The sequence below is a fragment of the Paraburkholderia ferrariae NBRC 106233 genome, from assembly GCF_000685035.1.
Taxonomy (GTDB): Bacteria; Pseudomonadota; Gammaproteobacteria; order Burkholderiales; family Burkholderiaceae; genus Paraburkholderia; species Paraburkholderia ferrariae.
The window spans coordinates 341971-362951 of the sequence record NZ_BAYB01000009.1 but is presented as its reverse complement, the minus strand read 5'-3'; the positions used below and the strand labels follow the sequence as shown (position 1 = coordinate 362951).

Here is a 20981-nt window from a genome sequence, read left to right as displayed (position 1 = left end):
CGATGGAGCGGGCACCGCAAGCCGGGCGCCCGCGCGCGTTCACCACGTATCGACGAAAGGCCGCTTTTTGCCGTTGCCCGCGGACAAACCGGGCATCGCCGCGGGCACGGCATTCAATCCCCGCATCAACCAGTGACGTGTTTCGGCCGGATCGATTACCGCATCGATTTCGAGGAAGCTCGCCATGTTGATGGCTTTGCCGTTGCGGTACGCTTCGGCCACCATGCGCTCGAACAATTGCTGTCTCGCGATGGGGTCTTCCACCGCCGCAAGCTCCTTCGCATAGCCGAGCCGCACCGCGCCTTCCAGCCCCATCGCACCGAACTCGCCGCTCGGCCAGGCCGCCGTGAAGAGCGGCGCGTGGAAGCTGCCCGCCGCCATGGCCTGCGCGCCGAGCCCGTAGCCCTTGCGCAGCACGACGGTAAAGAAGGGCACGCTGAGGCTCGCCGCCGCGACGAACATGCGCGAGACATGCCGCACGGTGGCCTGCTTTTCCGATTCCGGCCCGACCATGAAACCCGGTGTGTCGCACAGCGAGAGCAGCGGAATGTCGAACGCATCGCATAGCTGCATGAAGCGCGCGGCTTTGTCGCCGGCCTGCGCGTCGATGGCGCCGCCCAGATGCATGGGATTATTGGCAAGCAATCCGAACGGTTTGCCTTCTATGCGCACGAACGCCGTTATGAGGCCCGGAGCAAACTGTCGGCGCAATTCGAGCACGGACCCGCTATCGGCGAGCGTTTCGATCACGCGGCGTATGTCATAAACGCGCAGGCGGTTTTCGGGAATCGCCTCGCGTAGCAGGCGCTGATCGGCGCAGGTCCAGTCGGCGAGCGGGCCCTGAAAGTAGGCGAGGTATTGCTTCGCCACCCGCACGGCTTCGGCCTCGTCTTCCACGAGCACGTCGATCACGCCGTTGGCCGACTGCACGCTCGACGGCCCTACCTCCTCGGGCGCGAACTTGCCGAGTCCGCCGCCTTCGATCATGGCCGGCCCCGCCATGCCGATGCTCGCGTTGCGCGTGGCGATGATGACGTCGCAGCACCCGAGCAGCGCGGCATTGCCCGCGAAGCAGCGCCCCGACACCACGCCCACGAGCGGCACGCGCCCCGAGAGCCGCGCCATGGCCGCGAAGGTGTGGCAGTCGAGGCCCGCCACGCCCACGTAGTCCGTGTCGCCGGGGCGCCCGCCGCCGCCTTCGGCGAACAGCACGAGCGGCACGCGCCACTGTTCCGCGAGTTGCAGCATGCGGTCGGTTTTCTTGTGGCTCATCATGCCCTGCGTGCCTGCGAACACCGTGTAGTCGTAGGCGATTGCCATGCAGCGGGCGGCCTGCGCGCCGAAGCGCTCCGCGTTGACGGTGCCGAGGCCGGCTACGAGGCCATCGGCAGGGCTCTGCCCGATCAGGTCTTCCAGCGGCCGGCGGCGGCGCTGCGCCGCGAGCGCCAGCGCACCGTATTCGATGAAACTGTCCGCGTCGAGCAGGTCGTTCAGGTTCTCGCGCGCGGTGCGTTGGCCGGTCTTGCGCCGTTTCGCCACGGCGAGCGGGCGGCGTTCGTCGCGCGTGATGGCGTGGCGTTCGAGGACTTCGGCGAGGTCGGCGCGAATATGCGTGAGGTCGTGTTCCGTTTCGTTGTGCTCCGCCGAGCCCGTCACCTCGGCGGGTTCCACGTAGAGCAGCGGCGCGCCTTCGAACACGCTGCCGCCGGGCTCGACCGCCACCGCGCGCACGATCCCGCTTTGCCTCGCCTGAACCACGAACTCCATCTTCATCGCTTCGAGCACGGCCACCTGCTGGCCGACGGCAACCGTATCGCCGGCCTGCACGTCCAGGCTTACGAGCACGCCCTGGCTTGGCGCGTTGAGCGGCACGCAACCGGACGGCGCAGCGGCCTCGTTGCGGCCTGCTCCTGCTTCGTCGGGTGCCGCCGCCGCGTTGCGGAAGAACCGTTGGGGATGCGCGTCGTGACTCGCGGAGAGCAGTGTGCCGATGTGTTCTTCGATGTACCGCGTGTTGACGCTGTAGCTCGCGAGATCGGGGAGCTGAAGCAGGTTTTGCAGGAAGTGAATATTGCTGGCCACGCCTTCCAGACGAAACTCGCTGAGCGCGCGCGAGGCACGGCGCAGCGCGAGTGCGAAGTCGTCTCCGTGGGCGATTACCTTCGCGACGAGCGAGTCGTAGCTCGGGCTCGTGGCGTAGCCCGCGTAGCCATAGCCATCCACGCGCACGCCGGCGCCGCCCGGCGGCTCGTAGGCGCGCAGCACGCCGCCGGCGGGGCGGGCGCTGCCGTCCGCCTGCATGGTTTCCAGGTTCACGCGCAACTGCACGGCGTAGCCGCGTACGGCGGGCGGTTCCTGCAGTTTCAGCGCGGCGAGCGTCGCACCTTGAGCGAGGCGCAGTTGCGTGGCGACGAGATCGACACCCGTGATCGCTTCGGTAATGCAGTGCTCGACCTGCACGCGCGGATTCGCCTCCATGAAGACGAAATCTCCGCGCGCGCGATCGACGAGAAATTCAAACGTACCGATGCCGCGATAACTCACGGCGCGTGCCAGCGTGAGCGCGGCGTCGATCATGCGTTCGCGCAACGTGGGGTCGAGGCCCGGCGCGGGTGCGATTTCGATGACCTTCTGGTGGCGGCGCTGCAAGCTGCAGTCGCGCTCCCAGAGATGGCTCACCTGTACGCCGTCGCCCACCACCTGGATTTCCACGTGCCGCGCGTCGTCGATCAGACGTTCGACGTAGAGCGCGCCGTCGCCGAATGCGCCGCGGGCTTCGGACTCGCAGCGCGCCCAGGCGTCGTCGAGTTCCTCGGCGCGGCGCACCGCGCGCATGCCGCGTCCGCCGCCGCCCGCGAGTGCTTTCACCATGATCGCGCCGTGTTCCGCGAAGAACGCATGCGCTTCTTCGCGCGTGACGGCGCAGTTGCTGCCCGCCGCGAGCGGCACGCCGCAGCGCGCGCCAAGCTCGCGGGCGCGCGTCTTGTCGCCGAAGGTTTCCAGCACGTCGGCGCCGGGGCCGACGAAGCTGAGCCCGGCTTCTTCGCAGCGCCGCGCCAGCGCCGCGCTTTCGCTGAGAAAGCCGTAGCCGGGATGCACGGCGTCGCAGCCGTTGGCGAGCGCGGTTTCGATCAGCCGCTCGATGTCGAGGTAAGCCGCCGCGCCGCGTGCGCCGAGCGGGACGGCCGCATCGGCCTTGCGCACGTGCAGCGATTGCGCGTCGTCATCGGCGAATACGGCCACGCTGCGCAGGCCGGCATCGGCGGCCGCGCGGGCAATGCGAATGGCGATTTCGCCGCGGTTGGCGATCAGCAGGGTGTTGATGGGTTTCGTCACAGCAGATTTTCCAGTTCCTGTTTCCGGACCTTGCCGGTGGCCGTCATCGGCAGCGCGTCCAGCACGCGGATCTCCGGCACCTTGTAGAGCGCCATGGACTCGCGGCACCACGCCGCGAGTGCTTCGGCCGTTGCCGTGCTGCCGGGCTTGAGCACGACGAAGGCCACGGGGCGCTGGCCGCGCGCCGCGTCGGGCTGGCCGATCACGGCGCTGCCCGCAATGGCCGGGTGCTGGCCGAGCAGCGCTTCGAGCTCGCTCGGGAAGACGCTCATGCCGTTCACCTTGAGCATTTCCTTGCGCCGTCCCAGATAGCGGATAAATCCTTCCTCCGTGATGACGGCAAGATCGCTGGTGTGCAGCCAGCCTTCGCGCAGCGCTTCGGCGCTGGCCTGCGGGCGGCCCCAGTAGCCCTTGAGGAGCGACGGCGAGCGCACGCAGAGCTCGCCTTCCGTGCCGGGCGGCAGCAGCGCGCCGCTCGCGAAGTCGCACACCTTGAACTCGGTGCCGGGCACCGGCAGGCCGACGAAGGTGGGTTGCGCGCGCAGGTCGAGGTCGTCGTGTTGCAGGCCGAGCGTGAAGGTGTCGCAGGTGTGTGTCTCGGTCATGCCGTAGCTGAACTCGTAGAGCGTGCAGCCCGTGAGTTCGCGCCAGCGGCGCCGGTAATCGGGCGTGAGCTTCTTGATGAACGAGATCGCGCCCACGCGCTGCAGCGATGCGAAATCGAAACCGGCCGCGCGCGGATGGTCGAGCACCTCGGCCACGCTATCGACGAGCATGCCGCAATGGCTCACGCGGTAATGCTGCACGGCGCTCATCCACGCAAGCGGGTCCCAGCGCGCCAGCAGTACGAGCGCGGCGCCGGCGAACACGGGGAACAGCAGGCCCGCGTTTTCGCCCGCAATCCAGAACTCGGGCAGGAAGTTCAGGAACACGGCGTTCTCGTCGGCGGCGAGCGCCACGGGCAGGAAGCTCGCGCAGGTGTAGAGCATGTCGCCGTGGGTGTGGATGCAGCCCTTGGGCAGGCCGGTCGTGCCGCCTGTGTAGTTGAGCGCGGCAATGTCGTCGAGTTGCGCGACATGCGCGGGGGGCGGCGTTTCGATGGCTTCGAGCGCGGGGAGCAGGTCGATGAAATCGTCGCCGGTTAGCTTCGGCGCTTCCACCAGGTCCGGCACCGGGATGGCGGACGCGGCGCCGCGCATCTCGCCCAGGTTCGTCGCGAGCACCGCGCGCAGCCCGCATTCGTTTCGCACCTGGCGCACCACGGGCAGCAGTTGATCGAAGCCGATCAGCACCTGCGCGCCGCTGTCCTTGAGCTGATAGCCGAGTTCGAGTGCTTTCGAAAGCGGGCTCACGGGCGCGTGCACGGCGCCGCACTTGAGGATGCCGTAGAACACGACGTGCATCTGCGGGCAGTTCGGCATGAACACCGCCACCCGGTCGCCGGGCTTTACGCCGAGCGAGGCGAGCAGCGCGGCGCACCGGTCGCTTAGCCGGTCCAGTTCGCCGTAGCTCAGTGTGCGGCCGTAGAAGTGCAGGGCGGGGCGTTCGGGCGCGCGGCGGGCCCATTCGCGCAGATATTCGGCGATCGGCCGCTGGCCGAGCGGGTAGTGCGGCTCGCGCGGCGTGCCCGCGGGCCATGCGTCATTCCAGAGCCGGTGGAGATGATCCAGATACGCGCGTTCGTTCATCGGGGCCTCGCAGACCTGCGGGTGACGGTCTGCCCATGTTAGAGGGGCGGACCGAGGGCGGGAACTGATGGTTTTTCATCCCGCAACATGAATAATGTTCATGATTGACGGACAACCGGCTCCGGCGCCCACGCCTTGTTCGATGAAGGCAAGCGCTTCGCGGGCACGGCCCGAGACACCAGACACGCACCATGAACGATCAGCATGAATGGCCGGCCACGGGCCGCATCGACCTGAACCTGTTCCGGGTCTTCGAAGTCGTGTATCGCGAGCGCAATCTCACGCGCGCGGCGGCCATCCTGCATCTGAGCCAGTCGGCCATCAGCCATGCGCTGGCACGGTTGCGCGAGCAACTGGACGATCCGCTCTTCGTGCGCGAGGGCCGCGGCGTCGCGCCCACGCCCGAGGCGCGGCGGCTCGCGCCTGCCATCGCCCAGGCGCTGGGCATCCTGCAGGACAGCGTGGGGCGCCTGAAGGAGTTCGATCCGGTCCACGACGCGCGCACGTTCACCCTGAGCATGCCTGAGCAACTGGAGCCCGTGCTGCTGCCGGCGATCATCGCCGGGGTTCGCGAGCGCGCGCCCCGCGTGCGGGTGCGCAGCGGCGGGGTGCGCTGGGCCGAACTGAAGCTGGAAATGGCGGCGGGCCAGATCGATCTCGCCATCGAGATCGCCCGCCCCGCCGACGCCGAACTGCGCCAGTGCCAGCTCATGCGCGAGCCGCTGTGCGTGGTGGCCGGGCCGCAGTTCCAGGGGGCGCTCACGGCGCAGCGCTACCTCGATGCGGAACACATCGCCGTGACGTCGCGGCGGCGCGGCATTTCGGTGGAGGATCTCGCGCTCGACAGCGTGGGCCTGTCGCGCAACGTCGTGCACCGTTGCCAGCACTACCTGGCCGCGAGCCTCGTGGCCGTACAGACGCCGTTCCTCCTCACGATGGTGGACGGCTACGCCCGCCTCCTCAACGCCACGCTCGGCAACCGCGTGCTGCCGATGCCGCTCGACCTGCCGCCCGTGGCGCTCAATCTCTACTGGCACGAGCGCACCGGCAACGAGCCGGGCAACCGCTGGCTGCGCGAGCGCGTCCTCGTTGCCTGCGGCCGGCGCGAGTAGGGCGCGGGACGATGCGAAGGGGGAGTGAAGACGGGACGAAAAGCAGGGCAAAGCGGCACGCGGCGCAAACGTTATGCGCCCCGCTATAAAGTTCCGCCGCCGCCTGCCGTAGACATTAAATGAATGCCGAATTCCATCGGCGTTCCCGCGCGTGCCGCTTCAACACGGTCATGGCCGCCCGGACAACAGATGAAAACGCGGCGGCCGCGGGCTCGACTGCGGGAGACGGAAATGCTGAACAAGCTGTCGATACGCGCGAGCCTCACGCTCATGGTCGCGTTTTTCGGTGTTGTGCTGGTGATCGGCGCGGCGCTGGGGCTTTTCTCGATGCGCGAGAGCAACGCATCGCTGCAGGAGATGTACACCGTCGATACGCCGGCCGTGGCCGACCTGGAAGGCAGCGCGGGGCAATTGCTGCGTCTGCGCCTGGCGCTTGCCACCTATGCGTCGCTCTCCGACCTCGGCGACACGGCGGGCGCGACCGCCGTGCTCGGCCGCTTCGACCAGTATCTGAAGAACTCGAACGACCGCCTCGATCACTACCGCTCGATCGTCACGCCCAACGACGAAGGCCGGCGCCTCATCCAGGACATGCTGGACAAGCGCGATGCCTTCCTGAACAACGGCGTGACTCCCGCACTCGCGGCGCTCAAAGGCGGCGACCGCAACGGTTTTCAGGAACTCCAGGCGCACAAGCTGCCCGCGCTCTACAACGGCTACGAAAAGGCGATGCTCACGCTCGAGAAGCGCCAGATCGACCACGGCGCCCAGCGCTATCAGGCCGCGCGCGACCGCTTCGTGGCGATCAGCATTGCCGTGGCGGCCGGCATGGTTCTCGCGCTGCTGCTCGCCACGCTCGCGCGCGTGGCGCTCATGCGCGCGATCGTCCATCCCGTCGATGCCGCAATCGCGCAGTTCCAGCGCATTGCCGGCGGCGACCTGACCGCGAAAGTCGCGGTCACGAGCCAGAACGAAATGGGCAGACTCTCGGCGGCGCTGCAGCGCATGCAGGAGGCGCTCATCACGATGGTGAGCACGGTGCGCGACGGCATCTCCTCCATCGATACCGGCGTGAGCGAGATTGCCACGGGCAACACCGATCTGTCGCAACGCACCGAAGAGCAGGCCGCGTCGCTCGAAGAAACGGCGGCCAGCATCGAACAGCTCACGTCGACGGTGAAGCAGACGGCGAGCAACGCGCAGGAGGCCAGTTCGCTGGCGGAAGGTGCTTCGGGGCTCGCCGCCCAGGGCGGCGACCTGGCGCGCGAGGTGGTGGGCACGATGCAGAATATCGTCGGCGACTCGCGGCGTATTGGCGATATCGTCGGCGTGATCGAGGGCATTGCGTTTCAGACCAACATTCTCGCGTTGAACGCCGCCGTCGAAGCCGCGCGTGCCGGCGAAGAGGGGCGCGGTTTTGCCGTGGTTGCGGGCGAAGTGCGCTCGCTTGCGCAGCGCAGCGCTTCGGCCGCCAAGGAGATCAAGGACCTCATCGCCACCTCCACGGCGCGCGTGGAATCGGGCGCGGGCCTCGTGGAGCGTTCGGGATCGAACATGCAGGAGATCGTGGGCGCCATTGCGCGCGTGAGCGCGATCATGGGTGAGATCGCCTCGGCCGCTTCCGAGCAGAGCACGGGCATCGATCAGGTCAATCTCGCCGTGTCGCAAATGGATCAGGTCACGCAGCAGAATGCGGCGCTGGTGGAAGAAGCCGCTGCGGCGGCGGCTTCGCTCGAAGATCAGGCGCGCCGCCTGAGTTCGGCGGTTGCGGTGTTCCGCACCTGAGCCACGCAAGCAGGCGGCGGCGCGCGATGCGCCGCCGCCGCGTAGCGGGTCCGCTTTATCCGCGTGCGGGAATCTCCAGCCCGCGTGCGACTGCCGGACGCGCGACGAACGCGTCCAGCGCGCGCTTCACGTGCGTGAAGTCCTGGAAGCCCACGAGGTCCCCCGCCTCGTAGAAGCCCACCAGATTGCGCACCCACGGGAACGTGACGATATCGGCAATGGTGTAGTGCTCGCCCATGATCCACTCGCGGCCCGCAAGCCGCTCGTCAAGCACGTTGAGCAGGCGGCGCGACTCCGCGACATAGCGGTCGCGCGGGCGCTTGTCCTCGTACTCCTTGCCTGCGAAGCGGTGGAAGAAACCCACCTGGCCGAACATCGGGCCAATGCCGCCCATCTGGAACATGACCCACTGAATGGTTTCATAGCGCTCGTTGCCGGCGCGCGCGAGCAACTGGCCGCATTTGTCGGCCAGATAGATCAGGATCGCGCCCGATTCGAACAGGGCGATCGGGCGGCCTTCGGGGCCGTTGGGGTCGATGATCGCCGGAATCTTGTTGTTGGGATTCAGCGAGAGGAATTCGGAGGTCATCTGGTCGTTGGTGTCGAATCGCACCAGATGCGGCTCATAGGGCAGGCCCGTTTCCTCCAGCATGATCGAGACCTTCACGCCGTTGGGCGTGGGCAGCGAATAAAGCTGGATGCGCCCGGGATGTTGCGCGGGCCACTTGCGGGTGATGGGGAAGGCGGAAAGGTCGCTCATGCGGGTGTTCCTTGCAAGCCGGAAAGGTCGAACTGCCCAGTTTAGAGGAAATGACGGGAGCACGTTGGGCGCGGCCCGGCATGGCGATGGCGGGTCGGGTTCGGTTTTTGCCTCGCGTCCCGCCGTGTGCCCGCTTCGATCAGTTCGAGGGCATCGACTGCTGAACGAGCAGCAGATTTTGCGGCACCACGCGGATCAGGCCGCCGCGCGGGCTGTCGATATCGGCGATCAGCGAAAGCGAGAGCGAGACGGTAATGGGCAGCACGAACAGCAGCACGCGCCGCCCGGTTTTGCCGCGTACGCCATAGCCCTGCATGAGGTTGCTGAAGAACGCGATCAGCATCATGAGCCCCCACGCCGAAACCGGAATGCGATTGAGCCAGGCTGCCTGCGTATAGCCCTGGCTATTGAGTACGTCGTTCATGCCCGCCACCACGAGCGCCGTAATCGGACTGGGCTGCGCCGCCGCGGCCTCGCGCACGCTGGCCCAGAGCTGGTTCTGCAGATCCGAGGTCTTGCGGTTGATGGTGCCGAGTTCACTGTGATCGCGCGTCTTGTAGTATTCGATACGCAGTTCCAGGTATTGCGCGAGCAGCGTTTTCGTTTTCGCCGCGCCGCTGCCGCCGATCAGATCGGCGCGCACATACTCCGTGCCGATTGCGTTGGCTTCCTCTTCCTCGTAGTTCTTGCGCTGGTCGTAGCGGCCCACCGCCATCGAAAGCGTGAAGCCGATCAGCAGCGCCAGCAGCGTGAGCGTGGCGCCCTGCACGACGTTGTAGTTTTCGCGGGCGTCCTCGTGCAGCGGAGCGAGGCGGTGCAGCACGACGGCGCCGAGCGCCGCGGCGGCCGAGAGCAGGACGATCAGCGTAATGAACAGATAAACCGGGTGGTCGATGAGTTGGCTCATTGCGGTTCCTGATGGATGAAGGCACGCCCGGCGTGGCGGGCGCGGAGATCCTGCGCTTACGAGGCTTCCCAGGTCGGACCGTCCCACCCGTCGAGGTACCTGGGCAGATCGTCCTGGGCATCGACAATCCGGTGCCGGTAGAACAGATGCATGGTTGGCGCATGGGCCGCGTCGAGCGTGCCGCCTGTTGCGCGGGCGACCATACTGTTGGGCACGACGCGCATGCCAAGGCGATTCGTGCCGAATAGCACTTCGCCGCAATCGCCACAGAACGTTCTGGAGAGTTGCTTGTGCGGATGTTTGAAGACGTGTCCCGTTCCTTCGGCCATGCGGACTGAATCTGCCTGCCAGGCCGGGGCCGACCAGATCGAGGTTCCGTAAAAGTCGCGGCACGATGCGCAGTGGCAGTTCGCCCGCGCGACCGGCGAACCCTGCAAATCGACCGCGATTTTTCCGCAAAGACAGGCAATGCGAAGCGACATGGTCAGCTTCTCCATAACGTCCGTCGCGCATTGTACAGTGCTGTTTCGTTAATTCGGATCGAATCTGTCTTTAATAGATGCCATTGATTCGGGTTGATGGTAATTAGTATTCCTGTTAATAACGAAAACGCTATAGAGGCGGCTTAAAAGCGTACGTTGAACCTGGGGGCGCAACCGCCGAACCTCAGGCCTCGCTCATCGATGCCACCAGTTGCTTCCACAAGTGGTCGGCGGCGGGGGAGAGCCGGCGTCCGCTGCGGGTCGTCAACTGGCAGCGAAAGTCGCGTGCGATCGGGTGATCGAGCGGAACGGCGACCAGTTGTGCCTCGGCAATCCGGCGCCGCGCTGCCGCGGCCGACATGAACGCCACCCCCAGTCCCGCGGCGGCCAGCGCCTGGGCTGTCGAAAAGAGGTCGCAACGGTAGGCGGGCACGCAGGCGAGTCCGTCCGCGTCGAGCATGGCCTGCAACTGCATCTGCATGCCGAAGTCGCCCGGCATGAAGATGAGCCGGTGCGACACCAGCAGCGCAGGCGCGACCTTGCCGGAAGCGGCGAGCGGATGGCCCGGCGTGACCACCGCGCACAGCGGGCCGAGCGGGAAGGTCCGCGTCCTGAAGCCGGGCTGTCTGCCCGGCGCGGCCACGCAAAGCCCGATATCGGCTTCGTCGTTGCGCAGCATCGCCATGACTTCCGCCGTGGAACCGGCGCGTATGTCGATGGTGATGTGCGGATGCTTCACGCTGAAACGATGAAGCGCGCCCGTGACGAAGCCCTCGATGAAACCCTCGCCGGACGCGACGGTAATGCGGCCGCGTTCGAGATGCCGGTACTCGTCCAGTTGCGCATGCAACTGCTTCACGGCGCGCTGCTGGTCGCGATGGAACTCCACCAGCATGCGCCCGACCTCGGTCACGCCCACGTTGCGGCCCTGGCGCGTGAGCAGCGGCATGCGCAGCGTGCGTTCGAGCAGCGCAATCTGCCGGCTCACGACAGAGGCGTTGACGTCCAGCGCTTCCGCAGCGGCGCGCACGCCGCCCTGGCTCGCGACTTCGCACAGGTAGGCCACCGCCCGGGAGTTCAGCGGATCGGGATTCACGGGGATCTCCGGCTCGACTGTTGCCTTGAAGTCAACATTCTCGCATGGGGGGCGTCATTTCCCTGGCAATTTTGCGGTGGAATACTCGCCCCGATACTACCTGGGGAGACATCCTGCCATGACTGACCACAGCGCCGAACTCAAAGCGGATCACGCCGGCATCGAGGACATCGAAGACTTCGGCGACGAGCTGAAGACCATTCGCCGCCACATTCACCGCCATCCGGAACTCTCCTACGAGGAGGTGCAGACGGCGGCGCTGGTCGCGGAGAAGCTCGAAGCCTGGGGCTACCAGGTGACGCGCGAGGTGGGCGGCCATGGCGTGGTGGGCACCTTGAAGGCGGGCAGCGGCACGCGCTCGATCGGCGTGCGCGCCGACATGGACGCCTTGCCGATCCACGAACTCACGGGCCTGCCGCACGCCAGCGTGCACGACGGCAAAATGCACGCGTGCGGCCACGACGGCCATACGACCGTCCTGCTCGGCGCCGCGAAGCAGTTGGCACGCACCCGGCGCTTTAACGGCACCGTGCACCTGATCTTCCAGCCGGCGGAAGAAGCCGGCGCGGATAGCGGCGCGGAACGCATGATTGCCGACGGCCTCTTCGAGCGCTTTCCGTGCGATGCGGTGTTCGGTCTCCACAACCATCCGGGTGTGCCGACGGGCACCTTCATGTTCCGCCCGGGCCCCTTTATGGCGGCCTGCGATACCGTCAACATCGCGATCACGGGCAAGGGCGGCCATGCGGCCCGCCCGCATCTGAGCGCGGACCCCGTCGTGATGGCCAGCAGCCTCGTCATGGCATTGCAGACGATCGTGGCGCGCAACATCGATCCCACGCAAACGGCGGTCGTGACGGTCGGCGCCATCCACGCAGGCGATGTGGCGAACGTGATTCCCGAGCGCGCAACGCTGAAGCTGAGCGTGCGTTCGTTCAACGACGAGGTGCGCAGCACGCTCGAAGCGCGCATTCGCGCGCTGGCGGAGGGACACGTGGCGGCCTATGGCGGCCACGTGGAGATCGACTATGTGCGCGGCTATCCGGTGCTCGTGAACAGCGACGCCGAAACGGAGTTCGCGCGCCAGGTGGCCGTCGATCTGGTGGGTGCAGACAGGGTGATTGCACCGTTCCCCGCGATTGCGGGAAGCGAGGACTTCGCTTACCTCCTTCAGCAGCGCCCCGGATGCTTTTTACGCATCGGCAATGGCGCCCAGGCGCCGATGCTGCACAACGCCCATTACGACTTCGCCGACGAGAACCTGACCATCGGCGCCGCCTTCTGGACGCGCCTCGTCGAGCGGTATCTCGATCACGGCGCCTGACCCACCCGATACGGCACGCCAACCCGGCCCCGCTGCATTCGCATACAGGAACGCAGGATGAACCCTCACGCCCACCCCCGATTGCAGCAATACGAAGCTCAGGCACACACGGCCGGGCCGCAGACGTCCGGTTCCGCAGCCGCGGCTGCGAACGACAAGCGGCAGGTTTCGTCGAGAAAGATTGTCGTCGCCGCTGTTATCGGGAATCTGCTCGAATTCTTCGATTTCACCGTCTATAGCTATTTCGCGCTGACCATCGGCAAGCTGTTCTTTCCCGCGCACGATCCGGTGATTTCGACGCTGCTGTCGTTCGCCGTGTTCGCGGTGGGCTTCGTGATGCGCCCGCTCGGCGGGATCGTGATTGGACGCTATGCGGATCGCGCCGGCCGGCGCGCCGCGCTCACGCTCACCATCGCGCTGATGGCCGCCGGCTCCGCCCTCATCGGCTGTGCGCCCACTTATGCGCAGATCGGCCTCGCGGCGCCCGCGCTGATGGTGTTCGCACGGCTCATGCAGGGCTTCGCGCAGGGCGGCGAATTCGGCGCGGCCACGGCCACGCTGCTCGAAACCGGCAGCGACCGGCATCGCGGCTTCCGGGCGAGCTGGCAGCTTGCCAGCCAGGGCGCGGCGGCGCTGCTGGGGTCCGGCACGGCCGCCACGCTGGCGTACGTACTGAGCGATGCGCAACTGCATGCGTGGGGCTGGCGCGTGCCGTTCCTGATGGGCACGCTGATCGCGCCGGTGGGCATTTATCTGCGCCGGCATATCGTGGAAGAACCCGTGAACCTTGCGAGCGGCGTGCGCAACTGGCGCCGGGTGGACGTGCGCAACTGGTTCCTCGTGGTCTTCTCGATCATGGGCATGACGGTGGCCACCTATCTGCTGATCTACTACCTGCCTACCTATTGCATCGAAACGTTGAAGCTGCCGGCCAGGCTGTCGATGCTCGTCGGCGTGGGGGCCAGTTTCGTCTCGCTGGTCATGTGCCCGATCTACGGCGCGTGGTCCGATCGCATGGGGCGGCGCAAGCCGCTCGTGATCGCCGGGCGCATTGCGTTGCTGGTGCTGATCTACCCGGCGTTCTGGGCAATGAACGCATACCCCACGCTGCCCGCCGTGCTCGCGATGATGCTGGTGCTGATGCTCTGCTACACCATGGGCTCCGCGCCGGCGTATGCGCTGATGCCCGAGAGCTTCCCCAGGGCGATCCGCGCCGGATTCATGGCCAGCGCCTATGCGGTTGCGGTCTCGCTGTTCGGCGGAACGGCGCAGCTGGTTGCGGGCTGGCTGATCCGCGTGACCGGAAGCCCGATGGCGCCCGCGTGGTACATGCTTGCCTGCGTGGCCGTTTCGCTCGTCGCCATTTCGCTTTTCGAGGAGACGGGCGGCAAGGCGCTGGACTAGGTCGGCATCGTCCTTCGTCGTGGCCCAGCCTTATGCGGCTTCCGGGCCGCCAACGCAAGCGTCAGAAGCTGTGCCTCACGCCCGCCATCACCCCGACCTGTCCCATGCCGGGAGCGGGGGTGGTCCCGCCGCCGCCCTGGCTCACCGTATAAGCCGCCTTCGCGCTATTCCACAGATACGCGCCCTGCAGATAGATGGCCGACTGCTTCGAGAGCTGATAGGTCGTGCGCAAGGTGGCGATGGTCCCGCGCGCGTCGTCGTGGGCATTGACGATGTGATACACGCCGCCATCCACGAAGAAGGCGGGTGTGAGCGGATACGAAGCGGTGGCGTAGAACTGGTCGGAGTGCACGTTCGGCGTGGCGGGCGCGACCGTATCGACGCGCCGCCCGAGCCAGCCGCCGCCAAAGCGCAGCGCGCCAACGTGGCCGTAGCCGTTTAGCTGCATGCGCACGTCGGTGTCGCCCGGGTTCGTCAGGGCGAAGCTGGGCGTGCCGTCGTAGAGGTTGGCCTGGGCGCCGGGGCCGCCGTGCTGCTCGTCGTAGGCCGCGGCCACGCCGAAGCCCGAGCGGTCGTAGCGCAGCATCGCCGACCATTCGCGGCACGTTTGCGCGCTCCCCGGCACGGGCCCCGCGCACGTGCCCTGGCCCGGCGAGTTGCCGGTGCCCGCCGAATCCCGCCCGAACGACCACGTCGCGCCGAGCGTGAAGCCCGCATAGCTGCCCTTGTAGACGATCGTGTTGTCGCTGCGCGCGCTCGGCAGATACTGGTCGAACGAGGCCGTGCCGCCGTAGATGTCGGGGCCGAGCAGATCGGCGTCGGCAATGGCCCAGTACGTCATGGTGTACTGGCGGCCGAACGTGAGGCTGCCATAGGGACTGGCGAGGCCCACCCAGGCTTGACGTCCGAACAGGCGCCCGCCCTGGTTCAGGGTGCCTCCGCGCATGTTGAAGCCGCTTTCGAGTGCGAAGATGGTCGAGAGTCCGCCGCCCAGGTCTTCGTTGCCGCGCACGCCCCAGCGCGAGGGCATTTCACCCGTGATGCCGGGCATGCGCACCACGCCGTCGCCGGCGGCGTCGGCATGCGAAACATACTCGATGCCGGTATCGACAATGCCGTACAGCGTGACGCTGCTTTGCGCCCATGCGGTGGCGTTCATGCCGGCGAGCGCCAGCCCTGCCGCGATCCGAAGTTTCATGATCTCCGTGTTCTCCTGTTTTGCCGGTTGCGGTGCGGCGGCATCGCCCGGTCATGTTGTCGAGCCGCGCTGAGCGGCGGGTTGTTGAGTTTCAGTAGTAGTGCTTAGGTTGTGGCATGAGCAGATCGCGCAACCGGACCCGCGAAGCTTGCTGGAAGTCGGGGGAGACCTGGGTGCCCCCCGTAGCAGAACTATGTTTTCAGCGGCGGTAGCTGCTCATGCCGGCCGGAATGTGCCGGCCGACCAAGGCAAGGGCGACCAGTACGATCGCCATGGCCGCGCCAAGCATCAGCAGATAGCCCGGCGCGCCGGCCGCCGTAATCACGATTGCACCCGCGAAAGCACTGAGGATCGCGCCAATCCGGCCGAATGCGAGCGCCGATGCCGTGCCGGTGGCGCGCACGCTGGTGGGATAGACATAGGCGCACAGCGCGTACATGGTCGATTGCACCGCGTTGACAAAGAGGCCATGCAGCCCGAGGCCGAGAATGAGCAGCCCCGTGTGCTGCTTCACGCCGAGGCCCAGCATCATCCACGCGCTGATCGCACCGCCCGCGCAGCACAGCAGCAGCGGCCAGCGCGACCCGTAGCGCGCGATGGCCAGGGCGCAGAGGAGCGCGCCGATCACGCCGCCCAGGTTGTAGGCGCTGAGGCCGTAGCCCGCGAGCGAAACGGAAAGCCCTTCGCTCGTCAGCATGGCCGGCAGCCAGCTGAATGCGGCATAGACGGCGAGCAGGCACATGAAGAACGCGCCCCAGATCGCCACGGTGTCGCGCCCGCGGCCGTCGCGAAAGAGTGCGGCGAAGCCCTGATGCTTTTCGGCGCTCTGTTCGCGCAGGTCGGTAAAGACCGCATCGGCGGGCACGCTGCGCCCCATGCGTGCGAGCAGGCGCACGAGGTCCGGCCAGCGCCCTTCGCGCCGCGCGAGAAAGCGCGGCGATTCGGGCAGCGTCACGAACAGCACGATGCCGAGCAGCAGCGGCAGCACGCCGCCTGCGAAAAAGAGTCCGCGCCAGCCGTACGCCGGCAGCACCTGGCCCGCGAAGAGGCCCGCGAGCATGCCGCCCAGCGGCACGCACACGATCGTCGCCGTGACGGCGAAGGTGCGAAAGCGGGCCGGCGTGAATTCCGCTGTGATGGTCGTGGACGTGGGCAGCGCCCCGCCGATGCCGAGGCCCGCGAGGAAGCGCAACGCGGCAATGGTGCCGACATTCGGCGCGAGAGAGATGGCGCAGGTTGCGGCGCCGAACACGAGCACGCTGCCGATCACGGCCGGGCGGCGTCCGAAGCGGTCGGCAAAGACTCCGGCGAAGGCGCTGCCGAGGCCCATGCCGATCAACCCCGCGGCGACCACGGGCGCGAACGCGTTGCGCGTAATGCCCCACTCCTTGATGAGCACGGGAATCGCGAAGCCGATGAGCTGGCTGTCGAAACCATCCACGACGATGGAGAGCGCCGCGAGCACCGCGGCAATCCGCTGTAGCAGCGCATAGGGGCCTTCGTCGAGCGCATGGCCGATATCGACGGCCTTGCCGCCGTACGCTACGGTGTGGCTGCCCGCATCTTCGAGCGGTGCCGCGCCTGCCGCGGGGGCAGGGGGGAAATGACTCATCGCTTGTCTCCTTGATGCGCTGTTGGCGCGCATGCTCTTTTCATCATCGGGTCAGTATGGACGGTGGGCCGCGCAAACTGAAATTCCGTTTCGCGCAAAAGCCATGTCGTTTGGGCATGGCGCGCGCGGTGCGCGGCTAACGTGGGCGCGCATCCACGAGCCGTACGAGATGCAGCAGGCTCTCCGTATAGGGCACGGCAAGACCGGCCTCCCGCGCGGCTTCCACCACGGCGCCGTTGATCGCTTCGATTTCGGTGCGCCGGCCCGCGAGCACGTCCTGCAGCATCGACGGGCGATGCGCGCGGTGATGCGCGAGCGCATGACGCACATTCGCGGCAACGTGCGCATCGTTCGCCTCGATGCCGAGGGCGCGCGCCACGGCTACGGCCTCGCCGGCAATCTTCAGTGCGAGCGCTTCGCCATCAGGGGTATTCGTCAGTTCTCCTACGGTGCATTGCGTCACCGCGCACAGGCTGTTGAGCGCGGCATTGAACGCGGCCTTTTCCCAGATGGCCGCCCACACGTCGGGGTCCGCCGTGCAGGCGAGGCCGGCCGAGTTCAGCGCGTCCACGGTTTGTGCGAGCACCGGCGTGCGCGACCCGTCGGCGCTCATCAGGCGGATCGCGCCGCTGCCGTGCGAACTCACGCGGCCTGGCTCCGATTTGTCGGCGGGCCATGTCGTCACGCCTACCATCACGCGCGCGGGCTCCGCGAAGCGAACGAGCCGTTCGGCATTGCCGAGCCCATTCTGCAGCGAGAGCAGCGCCGTTTGCGGGCCGAGTGCCGCGCGTGCCGCTTCGAGCGCCGCCGCGGTGTGCAGTGTCTTGGTGAAGACGATGAGCAGGTCGGCGGCCGCGCTGGCGGATTCCGGGCGCAGCACCGTGAGCTGGCGCACCACGCGCTCGCCCGCGTCGGTCGAGAGCCGCAAGCCATTCTGGCGGATCGCCGCGAGATGCGCTTCGTCGATGTCGAGCAGCGTCACGTCATGGCCCGCTTCGGCAAGCAGTCCGCCGAAGAGCGAGCCCATGGCTCCCGCGCCCAGTATGGCGATCTGCATGGCGTGCTCCCTAGAACGGATAGTGGCGCGGCGTGGTTTGCAGCGTGATCCAGCGCAGTTCGGTGAATTCGGCGATACCGGCCTTGCCGCCGAAGTGCCCGAAGCCGCTGTCCTTCACGCCGCCGAAAGGCATCTGCGCTTCGTCGTGCACCGTCGGGCCGTTGATATGGCAGATGCCGGATTCGATGCGCCGCGCGACGTTCAGGGCGCGCGCGCTGTCGCGGCTGAACACGGCCGAGGAGAGTCCATACGGATTGTCGTTCGCGCAGGCGATGGCAGCCTCATCGCCGCGCACGCGGACAATGGGCTTCACCGGGCCGAACGATTCGTCGTGATAGAGGTGCATGGCGGGCGTCACGTGGTCGAGCAGCGTGGCCGGCATGAGCGTGCTCTCTGCCTTGCCGCCGCACAGGAGCGTGGCGCCTTTGGCGAGCGCGTCGTCGATCAGCGCGTTGCAGCGCTCGACCGTGCTCATATCGACCACCGAGCCGAGCACGACCGGCCCCTTGCGCGGGTCGCCCAGCGGCAGCGCGCGGGCGCGCGCGGCGAGCTTGCCGACGAACGCATCGGCAATCTGCTCGTCCACGATGATGCGTTCGGTGGACATGCAGATCTGCCCGGAGTTCGCAAAGGCGCCGAATACGGCGGCATCGACTGCAGCATCGAGATCGGCATCGTTTAGTACGACGAAGGGCGCCTTGCCGCCCAGTTCGAGCACGGCGGGCTTCAGGTGGCGCGCGCATTGTTCCGCGATCAGGCGGCCCACGCGCGTCGAGCCGGTGAAGTTCACGCGCCGCACCTTGGGGTGCGCGATCATGGCTTCGACGATGTGCGCGGCATCCGCGGGTGCATTCGTCACGAAGTTCACGGCGCCGCGCGGCAACCCCGCTTCCTGCATCGCCTCGATGATGAGGCCGTGCGTGGCCGGGCAGATCTCCGAGCCCTTGAGCACGACCGTGTTGCCGCAGGCGAGCGGCAGCGCGATGGCGCGCACCGCGAGAATCACCGGCGCATTCCACGGTGCGATGCCGAGCACCACGCCCGCCGGCTGGCGCACCCCCATGGCGAGATTGCCGGGCACGTCGGAGGGGATCAGTTCGCCGCCGATCTGCGTGGTCATCGCGGCGGCTTCGCGCAGCCCTTCGGCCGCGAGATGCACGTTGAAGCCCGCCCACAGCGCGGAGGCGCCGGTCTCCGCCGCCATGGCGTCGACGAAGGCGTCGGCTTGCGCTTCGAGCGCGTGGGCAGCCTGCGTAAGCCGCGCGCGACGCTCGCCCGGCCCGAGCGCCGACCACGCCGGGAAAGCGCGCGCGGCGGCGTCCACGGCAGCGCGTGCGTCCTCGACGCTGGCGGCCGGCGCACGCGAGGCCACGGTGCCGTCCAGCGGGTTGCGGCGCTCGAAGGTCGCGCCGTCGCGGGCCGGGACCCGTTCGCCGTCGATCAGCATCGATACGTCTTTCATCGTTTGTCTCCTCGGGAATCCTCAGTAGTCTCTAAAGGGTGGGCGCTTATGCGACGAGCACTTCGACGAGCGCGGGGCCGCCCGCCGCGAGCGCACGCTGGAGCGCCTCGCTCAGTTCGCCAGCCGCACTGACGCGAACGCCGCTGCACCCCATGCCGGCGGCGAGCGCCACGAAGTCGAGGCCGGGCAGGTCGGTGCCCTGAACCGGGTCGCCGGGGCCGAAGCCGAACACCGGCGCAAAGTCCTGCAGCGCGGCATAGCGCGTATTGTTCAGGATGACGAAGGTAATTGGAAGGCGCTGCTGCACCGCGCTCCAGATCGCCTGGATCGAGTACATGCTGGAGCCGTCGCCGATCAGCGCGATCACGCGTTCGCCGGGTTTCGCGAGCGCCGCGCCCACTGCGGCCGGCATGCCGTAGCCCAGGCCGCCGCTATCCATGGTGAGGAAACCGCCAGCGCGTTCGATCGGCAGGTAGGTCTGCATCACCGGGCGCGCGCTCGGGGCTTCTTCGACCACGATGTCGGCGGCACTACGCGCTTCGCCGAGCGTCTGCAAGGCATACGCAACCGACATGCGCTCGTCCGCTGCGGGCGGCAGCGCGCGGGGCGGCACCGCGCGCGGCGCGGGCAGCGCACGCTCGCGCGGCGCGGGGCGATCGAGCAGGTCGAGGACACCGAGCCGCACGTTGCCGACGGCGGCCACGCCTTGCGGCGTCCAGGCGGCCGTGCCCGGGTCGTCGATCAACTGGCATAGCTCTGCACCGTGGGGCACGTGCGGGCCCTGGCCCTCGACGTGGTAGGTGAACGCGGGTGCGCCGAGCGCGAACACCAGATCGTGGCCGTCCAGAATCTCGACGATGCGCTCGCGCATCGCGGGCAGAAAACCCGCGAAGAGGCGGTGCGTTTCGGGAAAGCTGCAGCGCCCCGTCATCGGCGCGACGTAGACCCGCGCGCGATGGCGTTCGGCGAGGCGGACCACGTCTTCGACAGCGCCCGCGCGGTCCACCGCGCCGCCCACCACGAAGGCAGGCCGCTCGCACGCGTCGAGCCGCGCGCCGATTTGCGCGAGCGTTTGCGGATCGGGCCGCGTAACGTGGGCGAGCACGCGCTCCGGCACGCGTTCGGCGGGCTGGTCCCAGTCGTCCACGGGGATCGAGACGAACACCGGACCGCGCGGCTCCTGCATGGCGATGGCCCAGGCGCGTGCGATGGCGAGCGGCACGTCCTGCGCGCGGGCGGGCTCGATGCTCCATTTCACGTAGGGCCTGGGCAGTTCGGTGGCCTGGGTGGCCGCGAGGAACGGATCGAACGGCAGGATCGAGCGGGCCTGCTGGCCGGCCGTGATGACGAGCGGCGTGCGGTTGCGAAACGCGGTGAAGATATTGCCCATGGCGTTGCCCACGCCGGCCGCCGAATGCAGGTTCACCAGCGCGGCGCGCCCGCTTGCCTGGGCATAGCCGTCGGCCATGCCGACCACGACGGCTTCCTGCAGGCCCAGCACGTAGCGGAAATCGGCGGGGAAGTCGCGGAACATCGGCAGCTCGGTGGAGCCAGGGTTCGCGAAGATCGAAGTCATGCCGACGCGGCGGGCGAAGTCGATCACGGCATCGCGCACGGTGAGCGCCGGCGCGGCGGCGTTCCGGGTGTTCGGCTGATTCAATTGATCGCGTTGATTCGAAGGATGCGGGTGAGGCGCGCTGACTGCCATTGATCGGTCTCCTGTTGCCTGAGCGCGTGATGTCGATGGGGCATTATCGC

The 20981-nt window shown here is 67.6% G+C and carries 15 protein-coding genes; 4 read left to right on the top strand and 11 right to left on the bottom strand.

Annotated features, from left to right (window positions below; all coding sequences use genetic code 11):
• Window positions 1-39: 39 nt before the first annotated feature.
• Both BFE01S_RS12145 and BFE01S_RS12140 read right to left on the bottom strand, forming a co-directional pair.
• On the bottom strand, window positions 40-3336 hold the full coding sequence (locus tag BFE01S_RS12145) for an acetyl-CoA carboxylase family protein (protein ID WP_028225733.1): 3297 nt from the start codon (window positions 3334-3336) through the stop codon (window positions 40-42).
• On the bottom strand, window positions 3333-5024 hold the full coding sequence (locus BFE01S_RS12140; protein WP_028225732.1) for an AMP-binding protein: 1692 nt from the start codon (window positions 5022-5024) through the stop codon (window positions 3333-3335). Before BFE01S_RS12140 ends, BFE01S_RS12145 begins: the two co-directional genes overlap by 4 nt.
• A 191-nt stretch (window positions 5025-5215) precedes the next feature.
• Here BFE01S_RS12140 and BFE01S_RS12135 point away from each other — a divergent pair, with 191 nt between their 5' ends.
• Both BFE01S_RS12135 and BFE01S_RS38385 read left to right on the top strand, forming a co-directional pair.
• Window positions 5216-6136, top strand: a complete 921-nt coding sequence (locus tag BFE01S_RS12135; RefSeq protein WP_028225731.1) for a LysR family transcriptional regulator — start codon at window positions 5216-5218, stop codon at window positions 6134-6136.
• Window positions 6137-6367: 231 nt separating this feature from the next.
• Window positions 6368-7921: a methyl-accepting chemotaxis protein gene (locus BFE01S_RS38385; protein WP_042337526.1), complete on the top strand. Its 1554-nt coding sequence runs from the start codon at window positions 6368-6370 to the stop codon at window positions 7919-7921.
• 55 nt (window positions 7922-7976) lie between these two features.
• On the opposite strand, the gene BFE01S_RS12125 is transcribed toward BFE01S_RS38385, so the two are convergent.
• The 4 genes from BFE01S_RS12125 to BFE01S_RS12110 all read right to left on the bottom strand — a co-directional run bounded on the left by BFE01S_RS12125 (window position 7977) and on the right by BFE01S_RS12110 (window position 11166).
• The gene (locus BFE01S_RS12125) at window positions 7977-8681 is read right to left on the bottom strand and encodes a glutathione S-transferase N-terminal domain-containing protein (RefSeq protein ID WP_028225730.1); all 705 of its coding nucleotides are present in this window, start codon (window positions 8679-8681) and stop codon (window positions 7977-7979) included.
• Between the two features lie 139 nt (window positions 8682-8820).
• Entirely contained in the window at window positions 8821-9588 is a 768-nt protein-coding gene (locus tag BFE01S_RS12120) for a bestrophin-like domain (RefSeq protein WP_028225729.1), read from the bottom strand.
• 56 nt (window positions 9589-9644) lie between these two features.
• Window positions 9645-10076 carry a GFA family protein gene (locus tag BFE01S_RS12115; protein ID WP_028225728.1) on the bottom strand — a complete coding sequence of 144 codons (432 nt, stop codon included), beginning with the start codon at window positions 10074-10076 and terminating at the stop codon, window positions 9645-9647.
• A gap of 178 nt (window positions 10077-10254) precedes the next feature.
• Entirely contained in the window at window positions 10255-11166 is a 912-nt protein-coding gene (locus BFE01S_RS12110; RefSeq protein WP_028225727.1) for a LysR family transcriptional regulator, read from the bottom strand.
• Window positions 11167-11284: 118 nt separating this feature from the next.
• On the opposite strand from BFE01S_RS12110, the gene BFE01S_RS12105 reads away from it, so the two are divergent.
• Both BFE01S_RS12105 and BFE01S_RS12100 read left to right on the top strand, forming a co-directional pair.
• A complete protein-coding gene (locus BFE01S_RS12105; protein ID WP_042337525.1) occupies window positions 11285-12490 on the top strand; it encodes a M20 aminoacylase family protein in 1206 nt (401 codons plus the stop codon).
• Between the two features lie 57 nt (window positions 12491-12547).
• Window positions 12548-13894, top strand: a complete 1347-nt coding sequence (locus BFE01S_RS12100; protein ID WP_028225725.1) for an MFS transporter — start codon at window positions 12548-12550, stop codon at window positions 13892-13894.
• A 61-nt stretch (window positions 13895-13955) separates the two neighbouring features.
• Here BFE01S_RS12100 and BFE01S_RS12095 read toward each other — a convergent pair whose 3' ends face one another.
• The 5 genes from BFE01S_RS12095 to mdlC all read right to left on the bottom strand — a co-directional run bounded on the left by BFE01S_RS12095 (window position 13956) and on the right by mdlC (window position 20931).
• Complete coding sequence (locus BFE01S_RS12095) at window positions 13956-15092, bottom strand: porin (protein WP_028225724.1); 1137 nt, start codon at window positions 15090-15092, stop codon at window positions 13956-13958.
• Window positions 15093-15291: 199 nt separating this feature from the next.
• Window positions 15292-16704: an MFS transporter gene (locus BFE01S_RS12090; RefSeq protein ID WP_028225723.1), complete on the bottom strand. Its 1413-nt coding sequence runs from the start codon at window positions 16702-16704 to the stop codon at window positions 15292-15294.
• Window positions 16705-16840: 136 nt separating this feature from the next.
• Window positions 16841-17761, bottom strand: coding sequence for a ketopantoate reductase family protein (locus BFE01S_RS12085; RefSeq protein WP_028225722.1), 921 nt, complete (start codon window positions 17759-17761; stop codon window positions 16841-16843).
• Between the two features lie 10 nt (window positions 17762-17771).
• Entirely contained in the window at window positions 17772-19223 is a 1452-nt protein-coding gene (locus BFE01S_RS12080) for an aldehyde dehydrogenase (RefSeq protein ID WP_028225721.1), read from the bottom strand.
• 46 nt (window positions 19224-19269) lie between these two features.
• A complete protein-coding gene (gene mdlC / locus BFE01S_RS12075) occupies window positions 19270-20931 on the bottom strand; it encodes a benzoylformate decarboxylase (protein WP_042337524.1) in 1662 nt (553 codons plus the stop codon).
• Window positions 20932-20981 lie beyond the last annotated feature (50 nt).

Coding starts and splice junctions, on each gene's coding strand:
- BFE01S_RS12140 (WP_028225732.1), bottom strand. CDS start 5,024: ATGAACGAACGCGCGTATCTGGATCATCTCCACCGGCTCTGGAATGAC.
- BFE01S_RS12125 (WP_028225730.1), bottom strand. CDS start 8,681: ATGAGCGACCTTTCCGCCTTCCCCATCACCCGCAAGTGGCCCGCGCAA.
- BFE01S_RS12105 (WP_042337525.1), top strand. CDS start 11,285: ATGACTGACCACAGCGCCGAACTCAAAGCGGATCACGCCGGCATCGAG.
- BFE01S_RS12120 (WP_028225729.1), bottom strand. CDS start 9,588: ATGAGCCAACTCATCGACCACCCGGTTTATCTGTTCATTACGCTGATC.
- BFE01S_RS12095 (WP_028225724.1), bottom strand. CDS start 15,092: ATGAAACTTCGGATCGCGGCAGGGCTGGCGCTCGCCGGCATGAACGCC.
- BFE01S_RS38385 (WP_042337526.1), top strand. CDS start 6,368: ATGCTGAACAAGCTGTCGATACGCGCGAGCCTCACGCTCATGGTCGCG.
- mdlC (WP_042337524.1), bottom strand. CDS start 20,931: ATGGCAGTCAGCGCGCCTCACCCGCATCCTTCGAATCAACGCGATCAA.
- BFE01S_RS12090 (WP_028225723.1), bottom strand. CDS start 16,704: ATGAGTCATTTCCCCCCTGCCCCCGCGGCAGGCGCGGCACCGCTCGAA.
- BFE01S_RS12135 (WP_028225731.1), top strand. CDS start 5,216: ATGAACGATCAGCATGAATGGCCGGCCACGGGCCGCATCGACCTGAAC.
- BFE01S_RS12080 (WP_028225721.1), bottom strand. CDS start 19,223: ATGAAAGACGTATCGATGCTGATCGACGGCGAACGGGTCCCGGCCCGC.
- BFE01S_RS12085 (WP_028225722.1), bottom strand. CDS start 17,761: ATGCAGATCGCCATACTGGGCGCGGGAGCCATGGGCTCGCTCTTCGGC.
- BFE01S_RS12100 (WP_028225725.1), top strand. CDS start 12,548: ATGAACCCTCACGCCCACCCCCGATTGCAGCAATACGAAGCTCAGGCA.